This is a genomic window from Bartonella sp. CL434QHHD (assembly GCF_042195145.1).
In the GTDB taxonomy this organism is placed as follows: Bacteria; Pseudomonadota; Alphaproteobacteria; order Rhizobiales; family Rhizobiaceae; genus Bartonella.
This window is the reverse complement of record NZ_JBHINT010000011.1, coordinates 1-20274: the sequence shown is the minus strand read 5'-3', so window position 1 is coordinate 20274 and position 20274 is coordinate 1. Positions and strand designations below refer to the sequence as shown.

General features: G+C 39.7%; 28 protein-coding genes. 10 read left to right on the top strand and 18 right to left on the bottom strand.

Features of this window, described 5'->3' with window-relative positions; translation table 11 throughout:
- The 9 genes from ACFILN_RS01440 to ACFILN_RS01400 all read right to left on the bottom strand — a co-directional run bounded on the left by ACFILN_RS01440 (nt 1) and on the right by ACFILN_RS01400 (nt 8945).
- Entirely contained in the window at nt 1–384 is a 384-nt protein-coding gene (locus ACFILN_RS01440) for a hypothetical protein (RefSeq protein WP_375610794.1), read from the bottom strand.
- A gap of 41 nt (nt 385–425) precedes the next feature.
- Complete coding sequence (locus ACFILN_RS01435; RefSeq protein ID WP_375627859.1) at nt 426–1883, bottom strand: hypothetical protein; 1458 nt, start codon at nt 1881–1883, stop codon at nt 426–428.
- A complete protein-coding gene (locus tag ACFILN_RS01430) occupies nt 1883–2581 on the bottom strand; it encodes a hypothetical protein (RefSeq protein ID WP_375612494.1) in 699 nt (232 codons plus the stop codon). Before ACFILN_RS01430 ends, ACFILN_RS01435 begins: the two co-directional genes overlap by 1 nt.
- 72 nt (nt 2582–2653) lie before the next feature.
- The gene (locus tag ACFILN_RS01425) at nt 2654–3103 is read right to left on the bottom strand and encodes a hypothetical protein (RefSeq protein WP_375670700.1); all 450 of its coding nucleotides are present in this window, start codon (nt 3101–3103) and stop codon (nt 2654–2656) included.
- Nucleotides 3104–3122: 19 nt separating this feature from the next.
- Nucleotides 3123–4265 carry a N4-gp56 family major capsid protein gene (locus tag ACFILN_RS01420; protein WP_375630882.1) on the bottom strand — a complete coding sequence of 381 codons (1143 nt, stop codon included), beginning with the start codon at nt 4263–4265 and terminating at the stop codon, nt 3123–3125.
- Nucleotides 4266–4362: 97 nt separating this feature from the next.
- Nucleotides 4363–5274 (bottom strand): hypothetical protein, encoded by a 912-nt coding sequence (locus tag ACFILN_RS01415; RefSeq protein WP_375630883.1) that lies wholly within the window; start codon nt 5272–5274, stop codon nt 4363–4365.
- 11 nt (nt 5275–5285) lie between these two features.
- Nucleotides 5286–7340 carry a portal protein gene (locus tag ACFILN_RS01410; protein WP_375630884.1) on the bottom strand — a complete coding sequence of 685 codons (2055 nt, stop codon included), beginning with the start codon at nt 7338–7340 and terminating at the stop codon, nt 5286–5288.
- The gene (locus ACFILN_RS01405) at nt 7325–8650 is read right to left on the bottom strand and encodes a PBSX family phage terminase large subunit (RefSeq protein WP_375630885.1); all 1326 of its coding nucleotides are present in this window, start codon (nt 8648–8650) and stop codon (nt 7325–7327) included. The genes ACFILN_RS01410 and ACFILN_RS01405 overlap by 16 nt, the downstream gene beginning before the upstream one ends.
- Nucleotides 8631–8945: a hypothetical protein gene (locus ACFILN_RS01400; protein WP_273724397.1), complete on the bottom strand. Its 315-nt coding sequence runs from the start codon at nt 8943–8945 to the stop codon at nt 8631–8633. The genes ACFILN_RS01405 and ACFILN_RS01400 overlap by 20 nt, the downstream gene beginning before the upstream one ends.
- Before the next feature lie 310 nt (nt 8946–9255).
- Between ACFILN_RS01400 and ACFILN_RS01395 the strand changes: the two genes are divergently transcribed.
- Nucleotides 9256–9741, top strand: a complete 486-nt coding sequence (locus ACFILN_RS01395) for a hypothetical protein (RefSeq protein WP_375630886.1) — start codon at nt 9256–9258, stop codon at nt 9739–9741.
- A gap of 675 nt (nt 9742–10416) precedes the next feature.
- Here the strand turns inward: ACFILN_RS01395 and ACFILN_RS01390 are convergent.
- From ACFILN_RS01390 to ssb, 4 genes are all read right to left on the bottom strand, one after another.
- Entirely contained in the window at nt 10417–10674 is a 258-nt protein-coding gene (locus tag ACFILN_RS01390) for an AbrB/MazE/SpoVT family DNA-binding domain-containing protein (protein ID WP_375630887.1), read from the bottom strand.
- A 69-nt stretch (nt 10675–10743) separates the two neighbouring features.
- Nucleotides 10744–11247 (bottom strand): hypothetical protein, encoded by a 504-nt coding sequence (locus tag ACFILN_RS01385; protein ID WP_375630888.1) that lies wholly within the window; start codon nt 11245–11247, stop codon nt 10744–10746.
- Nucleotides 11234–11554, bottom strand: coding sequence for a hypothetical protein (locus ACFILN_RS01380; RefSeq protein ID WP_375654634.1), 321 nt, complete (start codon nt 11552–11554; stop codon nt 11234–11236). Before ACFILN_RS01380 ends, ACFILN_RS01385 begins: the two co-directional genes overlap by 14 nt.
- Nucleotides 11554–11994, bottom strand: coding sequence for a single-stranded DNA-binding protein (gene ssb / locus ACFILN_RS01375; RefSeq protein WP_375630890.1), 441 nt, complete (start codon nt 11992–11994; stop codon nt 11554–11556). Before ssb ends, ACFILN_RS01380 begins: the two co-directional genes overlap by 1 nt.
- A gap of 188 nt (nt 11995–12182) precedes the next feature.
- On the opposite strand from ssb, the gene ACFILN_RS01370 reads away from it, so the two are divergent.
- Complete coding sequence (locus tag ACFILN_RS01370; protein ID WP_252619286.1) at nt 12183–12464, top strand: type II toxin-antitoxin system RelE/ParE family toxin; 282 nt, start codon at nt 12183–12185, stop codon at nt 12462–12464.
- A gap of 16 nt (nt 12465–12480) precedes the next feature.
- Complete coding sequence (locus ACFILN_RS01365) at nt 12481–12774, top strand: HigA family addiction module antitoxin (protein ID WP_004856691.1); 294 nt, start codon at nt 12481–12483, stop codon at nt 12772–12774.
- 156 nt (nt 12775–12930) lie between these two features.
- Here ACFILN_RS01365 and ACFILN_RS01360 read toward each other — a convergent pair whose 3' ends face one another.
- The 5 genes from ACFILN_RS01360 to ACFILN_RS01340 form a co-directional block, all read right to left on the bottom strand.
- On the bottom strand, nt 12931–13446 hold the full coding sequence (locus ACFILN_RS01360; protein ID WP_375670697.1) for a hypothetical protein: 516 nt from the start codon (nt 13444–13446) through the stop codon (nt 12931–12933).
- A complete protein-coding gene (locus ACFILN_RS01355; RefSeq protein WP_375624113.1) occupies nt 13433–13780 on the bottom strand; it encodes a hypothetical protein in 348 nt (115 codons plus the stop codon). Before ACFILN_RS01355 ends, ACFILN_RS01360 begins: the two co-directional genes overlap by 14 nt.
- Nucleotides 13781–13962: 182 nt before the next feature.
- Nucleotides 13963–14349: a hypothetical protein gene (locus ACFILN_RS01350; protein ID WP_375654727.1), complete on the bottom strand. Its 387-nt coding sequence runs from the start codon at nt 14347–14349 to the stop codon at nt 13963–13965.
- Complete coding sequence (locus ACFILN_RS01345; protein WP_375667076.1) at nt 14333–15475, bottom strand: YdaU family protein; 1143 nt, start codon at nt 15473–15475, stop codon at nt 14333–14335. Before ACFILN_RS01345 ends, ACFILN_RS01350 begins: the two co-directional genes overlap by 17 nt.
- Before the next feature lie 124 nt (nt 15476–15599).
- Entirely contained in the window at nt 15600–15917 is a 318-nt protein-coding gene (locus ACFILN_RS01340; RefSeq protein ID WP_375638701.1) for a hypothetical protein, read from the bottom strand.
- A 50-nt stretch (nt 15918–15967) separates the two neighbouring features.
- On the opposite strand from ACFILN_RS01340, the gene ACFILN_RS01335 reads away from it, so the two are divergent.
- From ACFILN_RS01335 to ACFILN_RS01305, 7 genes are all read left to right on the top strand, one after another.
- A complete protein-coding gene (locus tag ACFILN_RS01335) occupies nt 15968–16618 on the top strand; it encodes a S24 family peptidase (RefSeq protein ID WP_004854224.1) in 651 nt (216 codons plus the stop codon).
- Nucleotides 16619–16782: 164 nt separating this feature from the next.
- Nucleotides 16783–17157, top strand: a complete 375-nt coding sequence (locus ACFILN_RS01330; RefSeq protein WP_375664852.1) for a hypothetical protein — start codon at nt 16783–16785, stop codon at nt 17155–17157.
- A 65-nt stretch (nt 17158–17222) separates the two neighbouring features.
- Nucleotides 17223–17981, top strand: a complete 759-nt coding sequence (locus ACFILN_RS01325) for an antA/AntB antirepressor family protein (RefSeq protein WP_375670695.1) — start codon at nt 17223–17225, stop codon at nt 17979–17981.
- Between the two features lie 12 nt (nt 17982–17993).
- Nucleotides 17994–18401, top strand: coding sequence for a hypothetical protein (locus tag ACFILN_RS01320; RefSeq protein ID WP_375658149.1), 408 nt, complete (start codon nt 17994–17996; stop codon nt 18399–18401).
- A gap of 122 nt (nt 18402–18523) precedes the next feature.
- Entirely contained in the window at nt 18524–19318 is a 795-nt protein-coding gene (locus tag ACFILN_RS01315; RefSeq protein WP_375654556.1) for an ERF family protein, read from the top strand.
- Between the two features lies 1 nt (nt 19319).
- Nucleotides 19320–19943 carry a lambda exonuclease family protein gene (locus ACFILN_RS01310; RefSeq protein ID WP_375654555.1) on the top strand — a complete coding sequence of 208 codons (624 nt, stop codon included), beginning with the start codon at nt 19320–19322 and terminating at the stop codon, nt 19941–19943.
- A gap of 58 nt (nt 19944–20001) precedes the next feature.
- Nucleotides 20002–20274: DUF488 family protein (locus tag ACFILN_RS01305; protein ID WP_375670693.1), on the top strand; the 273-nt coding region annotated here is incomplete at its 3' end.

The following is a 20274-nucleotide window of genomic DNA, read 5'->3' as shown; positions in this document are numbered from 1 at the left end:
TTAAAGCTGCTTTCTATATTCTAAAAGATTAACGAGATATCCATGCGTTTTAAGAGATTTTTCCCACCCTCGCCTGCCTATGATGACAAGCTCTTTTGCCCCTTTTTTCTTGTAATAGGCCTCAATCTGAGTGATAAGCTTTGTTAAGGGTGCTCCTCCCTTTCCACCAAGCGTGACAACAACCGCCCTTAATGCTCCAGTGACGAGTTCTTGTAACTGTGTTGTGACATGCGCCATAAAGTTTTCATGCGCATCAACGATAATCCAAAGAACTTTTTCTCCCTTCAAAATATCGTTTAAAATGGTCTCTGTATTATAATCATCAGGGAATTTTTGATTAAAATAAGCTATCGATTTTATGACATTCTCAAAATAGGGCGCCATTTGTTCAGCGCTCCATTTTTCTGTATTATAGATCTTAAAACTCATCTTATGCCCGCGGGTTTCAGCGTTACATCAAAGCCTGTTATATGTGTCCATGGCGTGCCTTCTGGTATTCTCAGACGCAAAGCGTGATAACGCGCCCGTGAGCGGATATTATACATCCCAATATTATAGCCGGCATAACGCTCTTTAGCCCAATTTAATTGGTTCTTGTTATCAATGATAAAAGCCGCCCCAACACTTAAAAAACCTTTTGTTGTATCCGCTTGAACAAAAGCCTCACTCATCAAGTTGATTTGCCTGCCCGTATCCCCCACAATTTGTGAAGCAATAACTGCTTCCATCGGAGGACCTGCAAAAAAACCAAATGTGTTGTCTGGCGTAAAGGCTCCCAAAACAGGCGCACCATTTTGCCACATCTTACTATCAAGAGAAGCTGGTAAATCTTTCAAGCTCTCTTGTACTTCGTCTAAGCCTTCTAATGTATAACCGGCTGCAAAAAGGGGAAATAAGAGAAGGTTTTGCCCCTTAATGACACTCCATATTTGCAAAAGCCAATCATAAACATAAATATGCATCCCTTCAGTGTTATCATTGATAGAAAAATAAACACGAGAATAGACCGGATCAATACATGCCCTCATCTCATCAATGGCAAAGTTATTGTAAAGTGTGAAGATGGTTTTATCGACTTTACCAAAGCCTATAGGGAGCATTTCACCAGCACTGTTGATTTGATAAAAACCATCATCAGAGACAAAGAAAGTACAGTCTCCACGGCTTGCAATTGCTGTGCTGCTTTTCGCACCTATTTTGTCTTTTATTTTTGCAAAACTGAATATAATTTTAGAGCCTGGTACAAAGGTTGCATGATAAATGGCTGAGCGCATGAAAATAAGTGGATTTGTTGATTCCGTAGACCCTTGAACATATTCTCCATCGGGAAAATCTTGATAATCGCAACTTTTCTCCCCAACCGTCCAATGTGTCGCATCATTCAAACCGGACCACTGAACACGGTTTGGCTTATCTGTTAATTGCATCAGGCAAACAAAATCACCCCACACACGCACAAGTCCAGCACGCGGGGGATTACCACTCAAATCACAAAACCTTTCATCCGTTTTTAACGAAAGCATTTGTGGTGGGTCATTGCTATTAACAGCAATGATATGATCACCAAAGGAGGCAAAAGACCAAAGTGCAGTCTCATTGGCGTGATATTGTGTGTGAGGTTTGCTAATGTCTTTCCAGCCGCGCGTGCTGTTGTCATATTCATAAAGTTTTGTTGGTGCCCCCACAATGATGCGCACACCACCCAATGAGCGCACCGCATAGACCCCCAAAATCACATCCGGAAAAGGATCTGAGACCGGCGCCACAATGGGAAACGGAATATACGAATTTGGTGCAGGTAAAACGTTCACGATCTCACTAGAATAACCACTATTAATAAATGCAACATCTGGTCTATACTCAGCAATAGGAATAAAGGTCATCAGAAATCCGTGTGTTGAATTTTTAACAAATTCTTGCGCCGTGATGTTTCAATTTGAAGCGCATCGAGTTGCTCTTGAAACATGGCAAAAGCTGCCGCTGCCATCTGTGGTTCTTTAATAATATTGGTATAAATTTCATATTTTGCACGCGTTTTGATCAGTTCATAGGCTTCTAAAAACCATATGGACGCTTCTTGTGCACTCTCAATATCTTTTATTCTTACAGGGTCAAGAATAAGCCTGATAGAATAAACGCGCTCTGGTGTTGGATACAAGACAAGCTTTTGTTCAAAATAAGCATAGCGTGTAGGCATGCCATGGCTACAATCATCCTCAAGATTCTCAATAACAAGAGGATCTACCTGCAAAAGCTTTGCTTTGCTGTGATTATCTTCATAAACGTAAGCATCAACAATGCGAACAGCAGCCGGAATAACTGGATTTTCCTCTGCGCCATAACGGCTTTTGCCCTTTAGAGTGGTAAAAACAACTTCGCGGCTTTCATTGAAATAAAAAGGCAATCGTTCACAAAAGCGAATAGCCGAAAATATCGCCCTTTGCACTTGATCAACATACTCATCTGTTTGATCATCTATTTCATCCTGAATATCGTTTAACATCTGGATAAAATTTTTATCCCAAGGAGCAATGGTCTGTTTGTCTCCAATCGGACCACCTGTCTGTACTATTATTGTCATATCAGCCTCTTCCAAATGTATTGGGGCATCTTGTATAGGAGGGGGACGCAAGCAATAAACGCCCCCTTGCCTTTAACGATTAGTGTAAAACTCAACAATCACCTCAGCATCACCTTTGGTGCTTTTCTTGTCTCGTGTCATGTAAATCGTATTTTCAGCCTCTAATGGAACATCTCGTTCCTCCATGGGTATGTACACATTGCCATCGGTAGATTGCCGAAGCCATACATCTCCATAATCATTACCATGAGGCTCTTTTCCAAATGTAGCTTTTACATCTTCAAAATCCTCCATAGTATAAGCTGTAATGCTTTTGATAAAAGCCCCTCGGGGTAGAACGCCAATTTTCGTTATCAACCCTTGGTCTGTACATTTAACACGCGCCCGTAAAAAACTAACCTGCTGCGTAGAGTTGTTGCGTCCCTGCAAAACAGGTGGCAATCCCTCATCTGTCATGCCAATAGTCTCAATGGTTTCAACGATTTCATCAGGTTCCTGTGTAATTAGCGATTTTTCTGCCATAATTGTCATCCTTTAATAATTAGCTTGCTTCGGCAAAAGAAGGGATAACAATCGTACCAAAATCCTGCCCCCCTTGATCAGAATGCGGCAAGGTATAGCGTGATTTTTTCATGCCGATAATGGTTTTAGCTGCAACCCCAAATTCACGTTGATAATCAAACAGTTCTTCAACAAGTTTATAGCGTGTTCCCCCTTTCCCATCGCCTCCTGTTGCTCCATTGCCAACGCGCCCATAAGCCATGATAACACTTTGCGCACCAAGCAACACAGCACGGCGAACAGATGTTACAGGCTCTTGTGTCTTTGAATTGATACCATTGGGGACATGTTCAGCTTCACGCAAAATGACACCGTTATACATCCCCAAAGAACCATTAAAAATTGGGTTCTTAGCTCCAGAGCCATCATAAGCTGCCTTGGTAATGTCTAACCATTGCCCGCTCTTTGTATTGGTACGCAATTGGGTCACCTGTGTTGGGTGGAGATACATCACATATGCCGATTTTCCATCAACACGAACAGGGCGCAAACGTGGATTAGCAAGTTTAGCGCGTTCAACAGCCTGATCTATAAGATCTAATGTAAAAACATCGTCTTTTGTAAGTTCTTCATCAGTCTTTTTCTTAGCTGGGCGAATAATACGCAATTTGCTTGGCTCTAATGGAGCATTAAAGCCATAATGTACGGGTTTAAGGGTTATGGTGCGTCCTTCGAAGTGAATCCATGGTGCTGTATAACCTGCTGCCTGAATGAAGAACATCAAACTTAAGCGATCTGCATACCAATCAACAAGCCCATCCTTTGCTTCTGTTCGTAAATTAAATAAAACACGTTGTTGATCAATGGTGCCTTCATATTTTACGCGTACAGCATGAGAAAGCTCGTTAATACGCACCGTTTCATTCATAAATTGGAGTGCTTCTTCATTGCCTTCCAGCGTTTGTCCCTCGCTAACGCCATCCCCCATAAGTTGGACTCTTAATCCGCTCGTCACAGAGTCACCAGCGGATTTTCCTAGCATATCCAATACTTGAATAATGCTGTTTTTTCCTTTTCCCATCAGCGGTGCAATGGGCAACGCTTTTGAAGTTTCTGTGTTTAGCATCTTAGCCCAAACGCCAACGGCTAATGGGTCATTAAGATTTACCTGTGTTACTGCCATTTCAATCAATGCCTTTCTTGGTTTTTAAAACTCGCCTTGCGGCATAACCAAACGATAAAAATCACTTGGTTCTCTCTGTTGCGTCACCACGCACATCTCACGCTCTGCTCATAATTTGTTCAAATTTTTCGGGATTTTTCTCAACCCATACAGCAAATTCGGCTTCTGGCATGGAAAAGAGCGTTCTCACATCCATACCGCCTGTTGGAACTTGTCCGCCGCGCGCTGTAAGTGTCCGCGCTGCTTGAGAGCGCTCTTGAAGGGCTCCTACTTCGTCCTTAACGGGCGCTCCACTATAGCCAAAAGCTTTTGCTTTTTGCACCAGCACCTCAATTGGGTTTATACCGGCTTTCTGACACTGCTGGCATATTTGGCGCAATTCAGCACCAATTTGTTGTTGCCGTGCCTCTGGATCTTTCCATTGCGGATAAAGGCTTGCTTGCGCTTGTAAGACACTGTCTGCTCTTTCATAGAGATAGTCCGTGATACTGTCTAAATCTGGATATTTATCTTGTACTTGCGCTTTAGCTTCCTCGAAATAATCCCCCAACTTTTGGCGTTCATATTCCTCTTGACTCATGCGCTCTTGGCTCTCTCTCATATGAGAAAACTCATCAAGCAATTTCTGTTGTTCTTGTACCTTATGACTAAGCCATGCAAAATGTGCTTTTGGGTCGTCTTCTAGGGAGGGAATATTTTCCTCACGGCGGCGCGTGATTTCTTCCTGCATTGCGGCATATTTTTGCGCAAGTTCAATAGCCAATTCACGCGCTTCAATGACGCTTTGTTCTGCCTTTTGTCGTGCTTGCCGCTCTTGCTCTAGTTTATCAGATTCTATTACATCAGAATTTGGCTGCTCTTGAAGTGGTTCTACAGCTGGCTGTTCAGAACTTTCCTCTGCATCAAAAACTTCCTCAACTTGTTCTGGCTCGACCAACTCAACAGCATTATCACTGGCAAAATGTTCATCATAGATTGCTTGTTCTTCAGGCGTAAACTCTTCTTCCATATTCTGTCCCTTCAATGTGCTATTATATTTTTTGTCAAAACTCGATAGTGTTCCAACTGTGTCTGTAAAGCTTTGCGTTCTAAATCACGCTGCGCTATCTCATTTTTTGCCTGTTGAAGTTCGAGCTGCATGCGCGCTTGTTCTTGTTTCAAGAAAAGTTCGATATTTTTCTGCTGCAATGCCGCTTGTTTCTGCTGCGCATCAAGTTGATAGAGTGTGCTCTTTTCTTGCGCTTCTTGCTGTAAAACAGCAATCTTTGCTTGTTGCTCTGGAGTTAATTGCGCCCCTTGGCTTTGTTGCATCATCTGCTGTTGCTGTTGTTCTTGTTGTGCCTGCTGTGCTTTTGCCGTTAAATTTGCTACCAATGTTGCCGGTAGTGGGGAAAGCTTTAAAAGATCTGGAATCATCTCCGGTGTTAAGAAACCACCAAGCAATGGCAACATCTGCGTAATTGTCGCAAAAGTTTTCTCTTTTTCATTGGGGCTTGTCGGTGAATCATCAACAATAATGTCGTATTCAAGCGTTGTGACAGCTTCACGTGTTAATGGAACATACTGCGCATTCTCTTGTCCAGAAATACGCACCAAACGCCCATCAGAGAGATAATTCTGGATAAGATAAAGGATAATCTTTCCCTGCCTACACCGATAAAGCTTGAGATTATCAAACAGCCCCGCAAGCAAATTAAGCGTTGATTGCCGGCGTGTATTTTCCAGCACATTGGCTTGGTTGACCTCCCGTGTTCCGATAAACTCAGCCGATAACCCTGTTACATGCGTTATCGCTTCACGCGATTCATTAAACAGCTGGAAAAATCCATTGGGAAATTGTGCACTTGGCTTTGGTTGAATTTTCCCTCCTGTAAGCGCGCCATTTTTAACCCAAGTAATCGTATCCGTTCGCGCCCAGCTTTCCATGGCTTGGCGATCATCATCGAAAGCGCCTCGTTCTGCCATCAAGCCGCCCTTAGACTGGCTATTAAGGATATACATCACTTGGCTAAAATATTTATTCGACCATTTTTGTGGATCTTTTGCGGGGCGAACAATCCCGTAAAACTGGTTTTTAAGCTTATCCAGCGTGCCCGTGATACACTCCCACCCAAGTTGCCCATCAGGTGCTAATGGCTTATCGGGCTTTGCTAAAAGACGTCGTCCCAGAAAAGCGCGTCTCACCACTTTTTTATTAAAACACACCCCTTGTAATTGTGGCATTACCCTTTGAAGCTGTTCAAACTCCTGTTTGCTATAGTTGCGCATCTGTCCGGTTTGAAGATCAGGCGCCTTGTAAGTGGTCTCATATTCAAACCAACGGCATTCAACCAGCGTAACATAGCGTTTCCCAGAATACGGATCTGAGAGAGAAGTCGCATTGGAGTCATCTTGATACGCATCAAGCGACACATGAGAATCCTCAGAAGCGGTTGTACTATCGATAGCCCAATCGGCGTTAAGATCTTCAACAGCAACATCAGGAAAAAGACTTTTAGCATCCTCAACGGATTTGCGATCAACATACCACATACGCTGTGCGTCAATGAGATTTGGTCTTACAGCATTGGCATCCCAAACCATTTTTAAGGGATCTAAACGTTGAACAGCAGGTATCCCTTCGGGATCTGTATCATAATCAAGCCGCGTATCTGTCCAGCCCATACCGCAAATGACCATATCCTGAAAAGCATCGGAATCGGCATATTCCGCCTCCGCCTCATCACGAAACCATTCTGCTGCTCCAGTAAGCAATTCATTGGGTATTGCTGCTCCCATTTGCCGTGGTTGAAACTGTACTTCGCGCTTATTATTACGCTCCGCTCCAACAATAGCATTCACAAGGGGTGCAATGCGGTTAAAAGTCATGACAGGACGGCGTTGCTCTTTTAAAACCGCAAGATCTTCCTCTGCCCATTGACGACCATTATAAAAATCAAAATCTTCACGCGCCTGTTCACGCCATTCATTAACATGTTCAATATCTTCTGCATACCAAGACTTTAAACGCTTATAGATTTCATATTCATCAAGGATTGTCGTTTTTTGAAAGTCTTGATCTAGAATGCCATCCATGATGCCGCTTCTCTTTCCATAGTGCAATAACGCTCTTGCTTGGGTTTGACACTGGGTGCTTCATAGACAATGCACATTAAACCAAAGGCATCCGCCCCATGGCTCGACCAATCATGCTCTGCACCCAAACCAATGCCGCGCTTCTCATCCCATTTCTCATGATACCAATTCAGTGCTTTGCGCCCTGCTACCGTCATCTCTTCATTAAACCAAACAGAAGGAAAAATACGCCGCACCGCCTCTATACGCATCTTAACCGCACCAGCCCCTTGATTAGGAACAACCTGTGTTTCAAAGCCCGCATCATTTAAAGCACTCTCAAAACTCACATTGTGCACACGGTCTCTGGTCGCACCGTCATGGGGGAGAACCATCAATGCCTTCTCATAACCATTTTGACGTAACCAACCGATATGTTCGGATAACGGCTGTCCCTGTGCTTCGTAATAATTAAGCACTCTGATCTCTCGCCCCACAAACTGTGCTATCCATATCGCTGTTGCATCTGCCTTGGCGCCCGTACCCCCAATGTCCCAAAAAGCACGTATTTGCATCAAGGGGTCACGAGCAACGCGCCCTATCCGCCCCTCCTGCTCGGCTGCCAACATTTCCTTTTGATAATAAGCGCCTTGAACCGCTTTCAGATAATCCCCTTCCCAGATATGCTTATAGGTCTCTGGACGGTTTCTCAGATCATCCAATCGCGCTTCATTCAAAATCTTGGGAAACTTCGGGTTGTCTGACCAGTTGATCTCAACACGCTTAATTGCCGCATTGTCTGAAAAGCGAAACCGCTTCTCAACGGGGGCATTCTCTCGCAACGGGTTCCATGTCACCCATAATTCTGCCCGCCATCCCTCTCCTTCTTCTCGCAACGTCGGTATAAGCGTCTGCCAAGCCGTCTCTGTAACGGGCTCTGCCTCATCAACCCAACAAAGCAAAATACGCCCCATAGACTTGATACTAGCTATATTCCGGTCCAGACCAGAAAACTGAAAGGCTATACGACCATCAATCGACTTAATCGACGACTCCCCAACCTTGTAATAGTCCTTTAAAAAGTCGTGCGCTTCAATGGCGCGTTTAATCTCCTCCAATGAACTTTCTGCCAAAGAATTCTGAAACTGACGTGCACAAAGAATAGTGCCTGATATTCCTTCCCTACCAAATTGATAGCCTTTTAAAGCAGCCATCAAGGCAAATGATCTTGTCTTTCCAGACCCTCGTCCACCCCAAGCCGCACGCACCAAAGCCTTATCTGTAAAAATCGGTATAAGCTTTGGAACAATATTAATCTGTCGTGTTGTCATGAACTAAAGGCGCGATTTCCACACGCGTTATCATCTTAATCGCCCCGCCATCTTCCCCTGTCACTTGAAGAGGCAAAATCTTCCCCAACAATGCCAAATAAGCAGCGGGGCATTTGATTGCCTGTTTTTCTAGATAAGAGACCAAACCATCATCACCATATTTCTTACCAGCGCGCTCTGCTGCCTTAAGCACTGCTTCTTTCAAAATACGTGTCGTTTTATTTGGCACACCTTTTACCCGCCCTTGACCTGCCTTTGGGGGCGTTCTTTTTGCAAGTTTTTCAGTGGTTTTCATGTGTGTTTCTTTTTGTAAACAAGACAATAAAAAAACCCCGCAAAAGCAGGGTTCTGAACAATCATATAAACTTATAAGAAAGGTTATACCTTTACCGTAATTCTAGACACAATTCGACTAGTACAGCAGCACCATAAAACACTATTTTTCATATCCTGTCAACAAAAAAAATCACGATATTGTGTATTTTTTATTTTTTTCACCTAAATCTAGTGTCTTTAGCACCCAATAACTCACAATTGTATTATCTCAACGAATCAATTATACGGAAGCACTAAATTATTGATTAGCAAAAAGTGGGGGGGAATTAATGTTATTTTTCAAAAAAGCTGCTTTATGCAGAATTAAAAAGACATTTACACTAATTTTGTTTTTACCGTTCTTTGCTATAATTAGTCTTATGATACTTGCTTTTAATCCCTTCGGATTAGACAATCAACAACAAGATAAATTAATTGTACCAATATTTGTAGCATTTGTATCGTATCTTTTGATACTAAGTGCATGTGCAAGAGAAGAAAAGCTAAGTTTAAAAGATGAAAATATTGACAGCGCATTTTATGAGCTCTTGTCCCTCCAATTCCAAACAGCGGCTTGGGCGGCTGGGTCGGCAGCTTTTGTATTTTATCCTGTAATAGGAATAGCATTTTTAGGAGTGTTAATTTTTATTGGTATTTTTATTACTATAATAGAAAATTTAGATAAAATTGTAGGAATCGTAGCGATTATAGCATTGATATTAATTTGTCTTATAGCGCTGGTAGCGTTGATCAAATTTATTTGGAAAATTGTCTAACGATCAAAATATTTATTAAGCGTTTTCCCTAATCTTTAATATATACTTAAACTCCAACCACAAAAGAAATAATGAATTACTTATCAGCAAAAAAAATAATTTACTTATTAATCATAGTGATCAGTGGGCTTTTTCTTTCTGATTATGCTAACAGTGAACAGATTCTTACTCATTACAAGTCTTCTAATACTGATGAAAATTTACATGAAAAAATTAAAGTTTTGCAAAAGCAATACGTAGTAGAACAGCACCCAAACAAGATTTTATCAGATAGTGGAATTAATCAATATAACATTTCGTTTTCCACTGTTTCTGATTATGAAAAACCTCAGAGGCGCATAACATTTGATGATTTCATCATTATATTCATCATTATAACAGGAATATTCATATTTATTAGTATAATGTCCATCATCATTAACTTACTTTGGCGCTTTAAATTGAAAATTCCTGCTTATTTCTTTTTATTAACAACTGCTCTAATTAGTTGCGCGGTATTACTCCTTTTAATCCTTGATTAAGAATCAAAATATTTTATAAAAGATTTTCCTTAGCCTTTACATATATTTTTTCTATGTCCAACAGCCAAAACTAACACGACAAGCTCCTTATCATAGGGTTCACTAGGCAATCGAATAGATATCGTCATAACGCAATTCTCTTTCCCGCTCTTCATTACAAGAGCTCTCTGTCAACAGGCTTGGCATCAAACCACTCCATATCATCATCCGCAAAATCATCTGAAGGGTTACATTGTGCTAACAATTCTTCAAGAGTGTCATTTGGCGATACCTGTGGCTTTACAATTAAGCGTCCATTGTCAACAACCAAACCCACTTGCGTGTTTTCAGAAAGATGAAGAACATCAAGCAATGCCGGCGGTATAGAGAGCATAACTGACCCTCTAACTTTACGTAATTTTGTTATATACATAAAATGCTCTCTCTAGAACTTATCCTTCAATAACTTTCCATATTGTATGGAAAAAGAACAATAAAACATTTACCATTTAGTTTTTCTGTCAAAATATTTATGAAGCGCGTTAAGAGCGACCCGCAATGAATTCACAAGATGTGCTAATGTTCGGTCTTCGACAACAATATATTGTATTGCTGCATAAAGATTATACTGTCTATAGAGATGTTGTGTTTCTTTTATCGCCTCTTGCATATTAGAAAACTGTCCTGTTGCAAATTCAACCCATTTTTCTCTTGCTTTGTCATCAGAAGATGATGGTATTTCATCATAAACAGCGCTTGGTAAACCTTTTGCACACAAATAGTCATTTTTCACTTCAAGATATTTTTGTGCAGCATCATACTGGTCTTGAGTAAGCACACCTTGCAAACACAGCCGCCCAACATAAGTACCAGCAAGCGGATTTTTAGCCTCTTCAATAGTCAAACCAAAGCGTTTAGCACGCATTTCAATTGCCAATTGATTAACAGGATCTTGACGTACTTTCACTTGTGAAATGTAAGCATCTTTCTTTTTATTTTTTTTCACTTATACCCCCAAATGTCTGTCTAATATCTTGCCCAATTTCATCTGATGCTAAACATGTTTCTTTATCCAAAATAAATAACCACGTGGATAAAGAGAGACCTATAATTATAGTTAATACACTTATCTTTATTTTATCATTAGCCAGCCCCCAAACGAATACAACCAATGTCAACATAAATACAATGATTATTGCTATTTCAAAACCAGTAGCAGGTACATCATTACCCTTATTCCCTAACAACGCTTGTTGCATAAGCATATTATTCTGTATAATTATTTGCAAAGAATTGGATTGACTCATTAACATCAAAAAGGAACCTCATCATTTATAACAGTATGAGGCGTATCAAGAGGTTGCTGGAAACTTCTGTCATAAGAAGATAATGGCTCTTGATTATCGTTATTTTTTCCGTCTAAGAGCTTTAACTCGCCTTTGAATTGCGGTAAAATAATCTCTGTTGTGTAACGGTCATGCCCATTTTTATCTTGCCATTTGCGTGTCTGTAATTTTCCTTCTACGTAAACTTTTGAACCTTTGTTGAGATATTGAAGTGCAATTTTTGCCAAATGTGGATTAAAAATCACAACTGAATGCCATTCAGTTTTCTCTACTTTTTGATGAGTATTTTTATCTGTATAGCTCTCAGAAGTTGCCATACGAAAATTGACTACTTCTGTTCCAGAATTCATTGTTTTGCTTTCGGGATCAGCACCTAAACGCCCGATTAACATCACTTTATTTAGCATGTTTTTTCTTACCTTAAATTTGTATTTTAATACATACAAAATCCTAGCATAATTTGCATATTTATACAATTATTTCAAAAGGATATTATTGTTTTTTAACATATAAAATTATGTTTAATATGCTCTTTGATAAATAATCAATTGACATAAATGCATGGTGTATAGTATCAAGTATCAAGAGGGTATATATGGCAATCGTTAGTTTTAAGCATAAAGGGTTGAAATTATTCTTTGAAAGAGGAGTCTGCAAAGGCATACAACCCGCGCATGCTAAAAAATTAGCAAACATTTTAGTAATTTTAGATACAATATCCGCGCCTGAACAAGTTACTCTTAAATCGTATCGTCTACATGCGCTTACGGGCGATTTAAAAGGTTACTGGTCAATGCGTGTCAATGGAAATTGGCGTGTTACTTTTCGTTTCATTGGGACAGACGTTGAACTGGTTGATTATCAAGATTACCATTGAGTTTTGAGGTGTTATTATGATGTACAATCCTCCACACCCTGGCGGCATTTTGAAAGAAGAATTGCTTGATGAATTAGGGTTAACAGTAACAGAAGCTGCAAATCGTCTTGGCGTTGCACGTTTAACTTTATCCCGCGTCTTAAACTGCCATGCGGCGATTAGTATTAACTTAGCTTTACGGTTAGAAAAAGCGGGTTTAAATGATGCGGAATTCTGGCTTAAATTGCAACAAAAGCATGATTTGTGGCAAGCTCGGCATAACAGCCCAATCCCACATATTTCACCTTTAGAGCAAGTAGGGCATCTTTAGAAAGACTTAGCCCATCTTTCTTCACACCTAGAGGTCATGTTCTTTAAAATCAAGCAGCCCACGATAGTTTTTTATGCTCTTGTTGATTTCATCTATGAACGTTAAGAAGAGACAACGCCATTTAATCTAAACAGTTTTATAAAATCGGAAATTTTACTATAGCTTTTTAACTGAGCACTGTAGTGTGTAAATAGATATGTTTATTAAACTGCGTGTACGTAACATAAGGAAAAATACACAGACTAAAAAGGAATACCAAAGAGCAATATCTGAGTACCAAAGTACAGTATCCAATGGAAAAGAAAGCTTGTACTCCACGTACTTAGAAATGAAAGGTAAAGAAACAGTTTCCTTATAACTATTTGGGAAAATTAAAACGACAAGCGCTAAACTTATTAGCTTTAAAAGTCTGTGCATATACTGTTGTAAATCACGTGTTAATGTTTTCCAACCTGTTGTATTGCCGCGTTTGTATTTTGGATTGTTCTGCAACTCAAAAGGAATATGAGAATTGCATAAAATTGCAAAAACCGCTGTGACTATTACCAAAGAAACAGATGCAAATATCAAAATACTTTGAATAAAGTAGGGATTTTTTTTAATTCCTAAAAAACATAAAAATATAAAAGTTATAATGCCAAACAAGGCTCTTAGCTGTTTACCTGTAAACATATTTATTTCCTGCGGTTTTCGATAATTTTTTGATCTCTTTATTGATCTCATCTATAAGAGGTTCGTAATTGAGAACGCTTTTCGGAATATTCCCACCGTAAACCCATGCTTTTACTTGCGCTTTGGTACTAAAATCCGCATTTTCTGGTGTGGTATAATACTGTCCGCCATCAAACTTTTCACACTCTCTTGTGCCATCTTCATATTCGTAGAGGTTGTAAAAATACTCCTCTGCTCCGTCCCCCCAAGGAACATAACCAACAGCTGTTGCAACAAACTCTTTTTGCATGGGTTGTTTACGCTTTTTTAAGAACAGGTCTTTTAATATTCTCATGTTTTTAGTCCATAATTTTACCAATTGGTCTATTTACCTAAAATTTGACCGTACAGAGCGTTTTATATTGCGGATATGGTTTTCATCGTAAAATCTTTAAATCGCTTTGTACGGTACCTTTTTGTCGATTTAAACACATACCTAATCGTAAAATGATCAGCACTTTTCACTAGTTTGCTGTTTTAAGCCGCTTTAGAATTGCTACTGTCATGACACTCTTCACTAGGCTTGCCTATTCTCATGAATGAAATGCGCTTGCCTCCTAAGGCTAGGTTACGCGTATTTTCAACTGCTGTAAAAACTCTCTCAGCAACACCATAAAGCCTGCTTTCTAAATCACGACAATACTGCGCAAGATCAGCACAAGAGGGGACAAAGGTTGTTGACATGCCTTTAGCTTCTCCACGTATAAGATTTTTAACAGCTTGCAACAAAGACCAGAGTGAAATGCCGTTAAGAGCTGCGATATAAGCCTTTGCACGCGCTTCTACATTCAAAACTTTTTGCATTGTCAAACCGCCTTCAAGCACATCAAGCGCCTCTGCAATATCTTCAACAGACGCTTTCAAGGTAAGTAAGTTTTGAACAGTCTGATAGGCTTCTAAAGCTTGTTTCTCTAGGGTTGCTGTCAATTGAATGCCATTTCTCAAGGTCCATGGGAACTCCAGAGTTACACATTGCTCTATCTGTTGCACGGTATCTTGTAGAGGCGTCACTAAGCTGTGTTGCACCGATAAGATTACGGATTGTCTCTCCGGTACCACCACGAGTTCTTTGATCTTTTGAAAAGTTTCCATTGTTTCCACCATTGTTGTTCGTGTTTTTCGTTTTTTCTAAACCCTCGATAGCCCTGCGTACCCAGTTACGCCATGTTGCTTGCCAATCGATTTTGGTTGCATTTGCTCCGGCTTTTGAACGCCAATAATCTCGAAACTTTGCAATTTCGACTTTGACGCGCTCTGGAGGCAAGCCCTCTTCGATTGCAAAATCGTAATCGGGTTCAAAATCCGTAGGCAATCGACAACCGCGATTAGCTTGCGCTCGTTTTGCTTTTTGGGAAACGTTCTCTTGCTCGTGAAAGGGAGGTTGGTTTTCTACACCCGTTGTGATTTGCTCTGATGTGGTCTCAACAGCAGCAACCTCTGTTGGTTCGTCAACCAAATCGATTGTTGCTAAACTTTCAGAACCAATTTCTTTTTTTGCTAAAACGTTAGTTTTAGTTTTTTTATATATATTCTTATTCTTATTCTTTATAGCTTGATTTTGCTTAGCGTTTGCTTCAGCAAAAAAAACGTTTTGCTTGTCATTTGCTTCAGCAAAATTATTAACATGTTGTTTTGTATTATTTTTTGCTTGTGCACCTTTTTTACCAGCCTCACTACGAACTTGCGATATGTGCTCTTTTTTATCAGCAAAATCGTTCAGCTCTTCTTCAACGCGCGTATTCCACAATCCATTATCTGTCTCAACAAGTTTATTATTTCTCATGAGATATTCGACAATAGCTACAAATTTTTTCTGCGAACAATGACAAACGCGTGCAAGCGTTTGAAAATCTGTTTTAAGTGGTTCTTTTTTTTCATACATGCAAACGAGAAGGGTTATATAAACCCCCCGTTGTTCAGATGTCATTCCATTTGTACCACTTATCCAGTCATACAAATGGAATCTTATCCATGGCATACCATTAGACATGCGCATCCCCTTCTTTCATTAAATATAAATTAGTGATCATAATCCCCCCTTAAAGCTGTTGCGTATTTATGCGTGCGCATGGTGACGCGTAATCTATTTATTTGATCTCTTTATTTTTGCCTGTTTAAGAGTGTGAATGATGCTGTTGATGTTCATTCTTTTCTGTAGAAGCAGCAGTAAAAGCAGATTGTGAAGATAATTTAGAATCACATGATTGCGTCCTATAAAAAAACGAGAAAAAGTCTTCTGCCTTAATCGGTGCTCCAATTCTTTTGGCTTCATTCAAAAGAATTGGGATATGTTTTGTTGGAATTCTCCCACCAGTTCCACCTTTTGATATAGGACGGAGCCAGACATATACGCGTGTTCTATGCACCCCAAGCAACTGAGATACCCTACGAACCCCACCTAATAGATTTATTATTTCCGAAAATTGTTTCATAGCACATTATGTAGCGATTATAAAAACAATGTCAAGAAGGAAAATTAATAATGAAACCACATGTTGCTAAATTAGAAAATGACGATTGTATACAACGTACCTACAATAAAGATATGACAATAAGTATCTCACAATGGTTGCAAAATGCCTTATCTGAAGCTGGATTAAGCCAATCAGAGCTTTCAAGACAGCTAACCGCTTCTTTAGGTCGCTCGATAGATCGTGCTGCCGTCAATAAAATGCTAAAAGGAACAAGAGATATTTCTGCTCGAGAATTATTAGAAATATCAAAGCTTACAGGTGCTTCTATTCCTACTAATCACTTAGTTCCTTTGATTGGATCTGTAGGAGCCGGAGGAGAAATAATCGCAATAGATTCTGGTTGTCTAGAAGAAGTAGAAGCCCCGCCATCTGCTCCTAAAGGAACTGTTGCTGTTCGCGTGGTAGGTGATTCTATGTTTCCAGCCATTGAAGAAGGAAGCCTTCTTTTTTATTCCTATCATTTGCCACCAGAGGATCTTATTAACAACCGCGCCATCATAAAAACTAAATGTGGAAAAGTTTACATCAAAGTATTACGTCTAGGGAAAGAAAAAGGGAAATGGGTTTTATCCAGTATAAATGGAAAATATGCTGATATCGTAGATGTAGAATTAGAATGGTGTGCACCTATCGACTGGATTAAGCCAGCCAGAATATGAGTTAATATTTTTATACTTCTCTTCAAGCAAGCCTTTAGTTTATTACTTTTAAAAAATTTTTAAAATCGCTACATTTTTTTGTTGACTTTGTTTTTAAAATCGCTACATTGGTATCCATAAACCACGCACAAACAATCGCCAAGAGGCGTTAGGGAGGAAAAATTATGGATAAGCCAATTCTTATAAATTCCAATGAAATTTTATTAGTTGTCTATGATGATGATCAAAACATTGGTCGGTCTGGACCACTGGATGAAAGCCAAGTTCTAAAAATTATTGACGAGGCAGATGATGCAATCCAAATCTTTCGCATCAATCCTTCTGAAAAGAACTGTGAAGATATCTCTGAAGAGATCGCAGAGGCATATGTAAAAGAAAATATTGAACGTCTCGATGAAGATAGTGAGGTTCATTACTTTATACGTGAAAGTGATGTTTACAATAGACTTTTAGATGAGATCGCAGACGAAAAATATAATGATGAGATTTACGGTACTTACGAACAACAACACCGTTTGCGTCCTTGTGATGTGCTTTAAATTCTGAAGGGCGCATTTAAAAGCGCCCCCTTTCATTCATCAATCCCATCAACATGAGGTTCGTAATGGAAAAGCCTATTGCTATCCAGCACAATACAATCAAACACGAAACCGTTCAAACGGTCAACGCTCGTGAATTGCATGAATTTTTGGAAATTGGGAAAGATTTCTCTACTTGGATTAAGGACCGTATTCATCAATATGAATTTGAAGAGGGAAATGATTTCATAAAAACACAAGATTTGCGGTCCCCAAAATTGGGGAGCGCAAAATCTAGAGCTGTTACAGCTATAGACTATCACCTCACATTAGACATGGCAAAAGAGCTCGCCATGGTAGAGCGTAATGAAAAAGGTAAACAAGCCCGTCAATATTTTATTGAATGTGAACGGCGTGCAAAGAAACCTTTAGACCTTGCAAATGCTTTAGAAGATCCTCTCTTTGTTAAGAAACTTCTTTTAGAAAGCGTCACACAATTAGAGACCTTAAAAAGTGAAGTGAGTATCCTTAAACCAAAAGCAGCTGCTCTTGAAAGCTTACAGCGCCATGATGGACTCTTCGGTCTTACAGAAGCCGCTAAAATACTCGAGATGCAACCAAAACAGTTCATTCTCTTCTTACAGCAAAAAGGGTGGATTTATAGACGTGCAGCAGGTGAAAATTTGCTTCCTTATCAAGACAAAATCCAAAAGAAACTTATGGATTGCCCAACCATTACACTTAAAACCGCAAATGGAATAGAAAAAGTCATTCCTTGCGCAAAAGTCACAGCAAAAGGAATTGGTGTGCTGTCTCAAGAGCTTAAAAGACAAAGCATGCATTAAGAGGAGGTTATTATGATAAAAAAGAAATACGAACTGACAGACGCAACAATCGAAGTTAATGGCAGAACTCTCCACCGCATTCGCGCCTTACGAGACTTTGGAAACGTCGAGAAAGGCGATTTAGGGGGGTTTATAGAGCATGAGGGCAATTTAAGTCACGAAGGGGATTGCTGGGTTGGTGATAATGCATGGGTTTATGAAGGCGCCCGTGTTTATGATGATGCACAAATTTCTGATAATGTTCAAGTTTTTGGTAATGCAGAAGTTTACGAGGGTATACATTTTTATGGATATATAGAAGTTTACGGTGATGTACGTGTTTTTGGTAACTGCGATGCTATATACATTACCAATGATGCAGGTGCTTATGGGTATGTTGATAATACTGACCTCACCTCAACTAGAGAACAAACCAGATGAAAAAATACGAACGACTAATCTTATAGTATCTCTATAAGCCGTTTCTAACCACACAAACAACTTTTAAACACAAGCGTGATTCACGCCACGGGGGAATTGCGCTCAAATAGGAGGAAATCAAGATGAGTGAACAAAACACTAACCTAACAGAAATTGAAGAAACACATCATTTAGCCGTCGAACAAACTGCTATGGAACGCATTTTAAATAGAGCCTTAGGAAATGACGTCGATATGGACCGTCTCGAGCGTCTCATTGCCTTACGAGAAAAAGAAATAGAACGACAAAACTACGAAAGATTTGCCAGTGATCTTTCGAATATGCAAATAGAATATCAAAAAATACAAAAAAACTCTACAAACACCCATACAAACAGCCAATATGCAACCCTTGACCAGTACATTGATGCTGTAAAAAACACTCTTGCAAAACACCGATTTGCTTTGTTTTCTCGTATCAAAGAACAGAGTTCAGACAATATAATTATAGAAATGACTTTGACGCATCCGTCTGGAAATAAAATCTCAACAGAAGGAAAGTTTCCTTATGACACTAAAGGATGCAAATCAAATATACAATCAGTTGGTTCTGCAATCACATACGCACGCAGATATCTGTTAGGTATGCTTCTTAATGTCGTGAGTGAAGATGACGATACGGATGGGAACACACCTATTAAAAAGGCTTTTCCACAACAGATCAATGAAATCAGAAGACTTGTCGTACAAACCCAAACAGAAGAAGAAAAAATACTTGCTTATGTCAACGTCAAAAAGCTCGACGATATGTCTGAAGGACAAGCACAAACGGTATTACATCTTTTGAAAGATAAACAAAACAGGCAAAAGGCAGAAACAGATTCTACTATACAAGATGCCGATATAGAAACGCCACACGAACAGGGAACGGCGGTGTGAGATGGAACAAAGAACAGCAGAATGGTTTCAAGCGCGCTTAGGTAAAGTCACTGCTTCAAACGTTTACAATATACTCAGTAAGACAGCAAAAGGTTTGCCTACAAGCAAATATGAAGACTACAAAACGAAACTCATGACAGAACGCTTAATAGAGGAAATAAGCCAATCTTATACAACACCTGCTATGCAATGGGGCATTGAACATGAAGAGAATGCCTTAAGAGAATATGAATTCATTTATGACGCAGAAGTCACAAGATGCGGGTTTATCCCACACCCAAAAATGAAAATGGCTGGTGCAAGTCCTGATGGGTTCATTGGAGAGGACGGTTTAATCGAAGTCAAATGTCCACAATCAACAAACCATCTTCGTTTTTTTATTTATGACGAAATCAAGCCTGAATATATCGCACAGGTGCAATTCCAAATGGCATGCACTGGACGCAAATGGTGTGATTTCATGAGCTATAATCCAAACTTTGTAGGCAAATCTACTGGTTTGAGAATGAAAGTCAAACGCGTCCACCGTGATGAGAAACACATTGAAGAGATCAATAAAGCGGTCGAAATCTTTTTAGGGGAAATAGAACAAGAGATGCAAAAGATTTTGGCAAAAGCCGCTTAAACCTATGGGGGTGCTCTCTCCTCCCAGCACCCCCACCCATTTACCAAGGAAATTAAACGTGTGTAACACCAAACATATTATCATACAGCCTGCTAAAGATGAGGAATTTTGTTTTTTTACCATTGGCTATGAAGGTAAGTCCCTTGAGGATTATCTTAGTTGTCTCATAGAAAACAATATCAAAACTTTATGTGATGTTCGTAAAAATCCAATAAGTAGAAAACACGGATTTTCGAAAAGACAATTAGAAAAAGCTGTGAGCAATATTGATATTGAATATATGCATATGCCTGAACTTGGAATTGCTTCTGAAAAACGAAGAAATTTGAAA

Coding starts and splice junctions, on each gene's coding strand:
- ACFILN_RS01355 (WP_375624113.1), bottom strand. CDS start 13,780: ATGAGAATATTAAAAGACCTGTTCTTAAAAAAGCGTAAACAACCCATG.
- ACFILN_RS01425 (WP_375670700.1), bottom strand. CDS start 3,103: ATGGCAGAAAAATCGCTAATTACACAGGAACCTGATGAAATCGTTGAA.
- ACFILN_RS01325 (WP_375670695.1), top strand. CDS start 17,223: ATGGAAAAGCCTATTGCTATCCAGCACAATACAATCAAACACGAAACC.
- ACFILN_RS01420 (WP_375630882.1), bottom strand. CDS start 4,265: ATGGCAGTAACACAGGTAAATCTTAATGACCCATTAGCCGTTGGCGTT.
- ACFILN_RS01335 (WP_004854224.1), top strand. CDS start 15,968: ATGAAACCACATGTTGCTAAATTAGAAAATGACGATTGTATACAACGT.
- ACFILN_RS01315 (WP_375654556.1), top strand. CDS start 18,524: ATGAGTGAACAAAACACTAACCTAACAGAAATTGAAGAAACACATCAT.
- ACFILN_RS01390 (WP_375630887.1), bottom strand. CDS start 10,674: ATGTATATAACAAAATTACGTAAAGTTAGAGGGTCAGTTATGCTCTCT.
- ACFILN_RS01365 (WP_004856691.1), top strand. CDS start 12,481: ATGATGTACAATCCTCCACACCCTGGCGGCATTTTGAAAGAAGAATTG.
- ACFILN_RS01370 (WP_252619286.1), top strand. CDS start 12,183: ATGGCAATCGTTAGTTTTAAGCATAAAGGGTTGAAATTATTCTTTGAA.
- ACFILN_RS01395 (WP_375630886.1), top strand. CDS start 9,256: ATGTTATTTTTCAAAAAAGCTGCTTTATGCAGAATTAAAAAGACATTT.
- ACFILN_RS01310 (WP_375654555.1), top strand. CDS start 19,320: ATGGAACAAAGAACAGCAGAATGGTTTCAAGCGCGCTTAGGTAAAGTC.
- ACFILN_RS01345 (WP_375667076.1), bottom strand. CDS start 15,475: ATGTCTAATGGTATGCCATGGATAAGATTCCATTTGTATGACTGGATA.
- ACFILN_RS01430 (WP_375612494.1), bottom strand. CDS start 2,581: ATGACAATAATAGTACAGACAGGTGGTCCGATTGGAGACAAACAGACC.
- ACFILN_RS01380 (WP_375654634.1), bottom strand. CDS start 11,554: ATGTTAATGAGTCAATCCAATTCTTTGCAAATAATTATACAGAATAAT.
- ACFILN_RS01400 (WP_273724397.1), bottom strand. CDS start 8,945: ATGAAAACCACTGAAAAACTTGCAAAAAGAACGCCCCCAAAGGCAGGT.
- ACFILN_RS01330 (WP_375664852.1), top strand. CDS start 16,783: ATGGATAAGCCAATTCTTATAAATTCCAATGAAATTTTATTAGTTGTC.
- ACFILN_RS01320 (WP_375658149.1), top strand. CDS start 17,994: ATGATAAAAAAGAAATACGAACTGACAGACGCAACAATCGAAGTTAAT.
- ACFILN_RS01405 (WP_375630885.1), bottom strand. CDS start 8,650: ATGACAACACGACAGATTAATATTGTTCCAAAGCTTATACCGATTTTT.
- ACFILN_RS01415 (WP_375630883.1), bottom strand. CDS start 5,274: ATGGAAGAAGAGTTTACGCCTGAAGAACAAGCAATCTATGATGAACAT.
- ssb (WP_375630890.1), bottom strand. CDS start 11,994: ATGCTAAATAAAGTGATGTTAATCGGGCGTTTAGGTGCTGATCCCGAA.
- ACFILN_RS01410 (WP_375630884.1), bottom strand. CDS start 7,340: ATGGATGGCATTCTAGATCAAGACTTTCAAAAAACGACAATCCTTGAT.
- ACFILN_RS01440 (WP_375610794.1), bottom strand. CDS start 384: ATGGCGCCCTATTTTGAGAATGTCATAAAATCGATAGCTTATTTTAAT.
- ACFILN_RS01340 (WP_375638701.1), bottom strand. CDS start 15,917: ATGAAACAATTTTCGGAAATAATAAATCTATTAGGTGGGGTTCGTAGG.
- ACFILN_RS01435 (WP_375627859.1), bottom strand. CDS start 1,883: ATGACCTTTATTCCTATTGCTGAGTATAGACCAGATGTTGCATTTATT.
- ACFILN_RS01360 (WP_375670697.1), bottom strand. CDS start 13,446: ATGTTTACAGGTAAACAGCTAAGAGCCTTGTTTGGCATTATAACTTTT.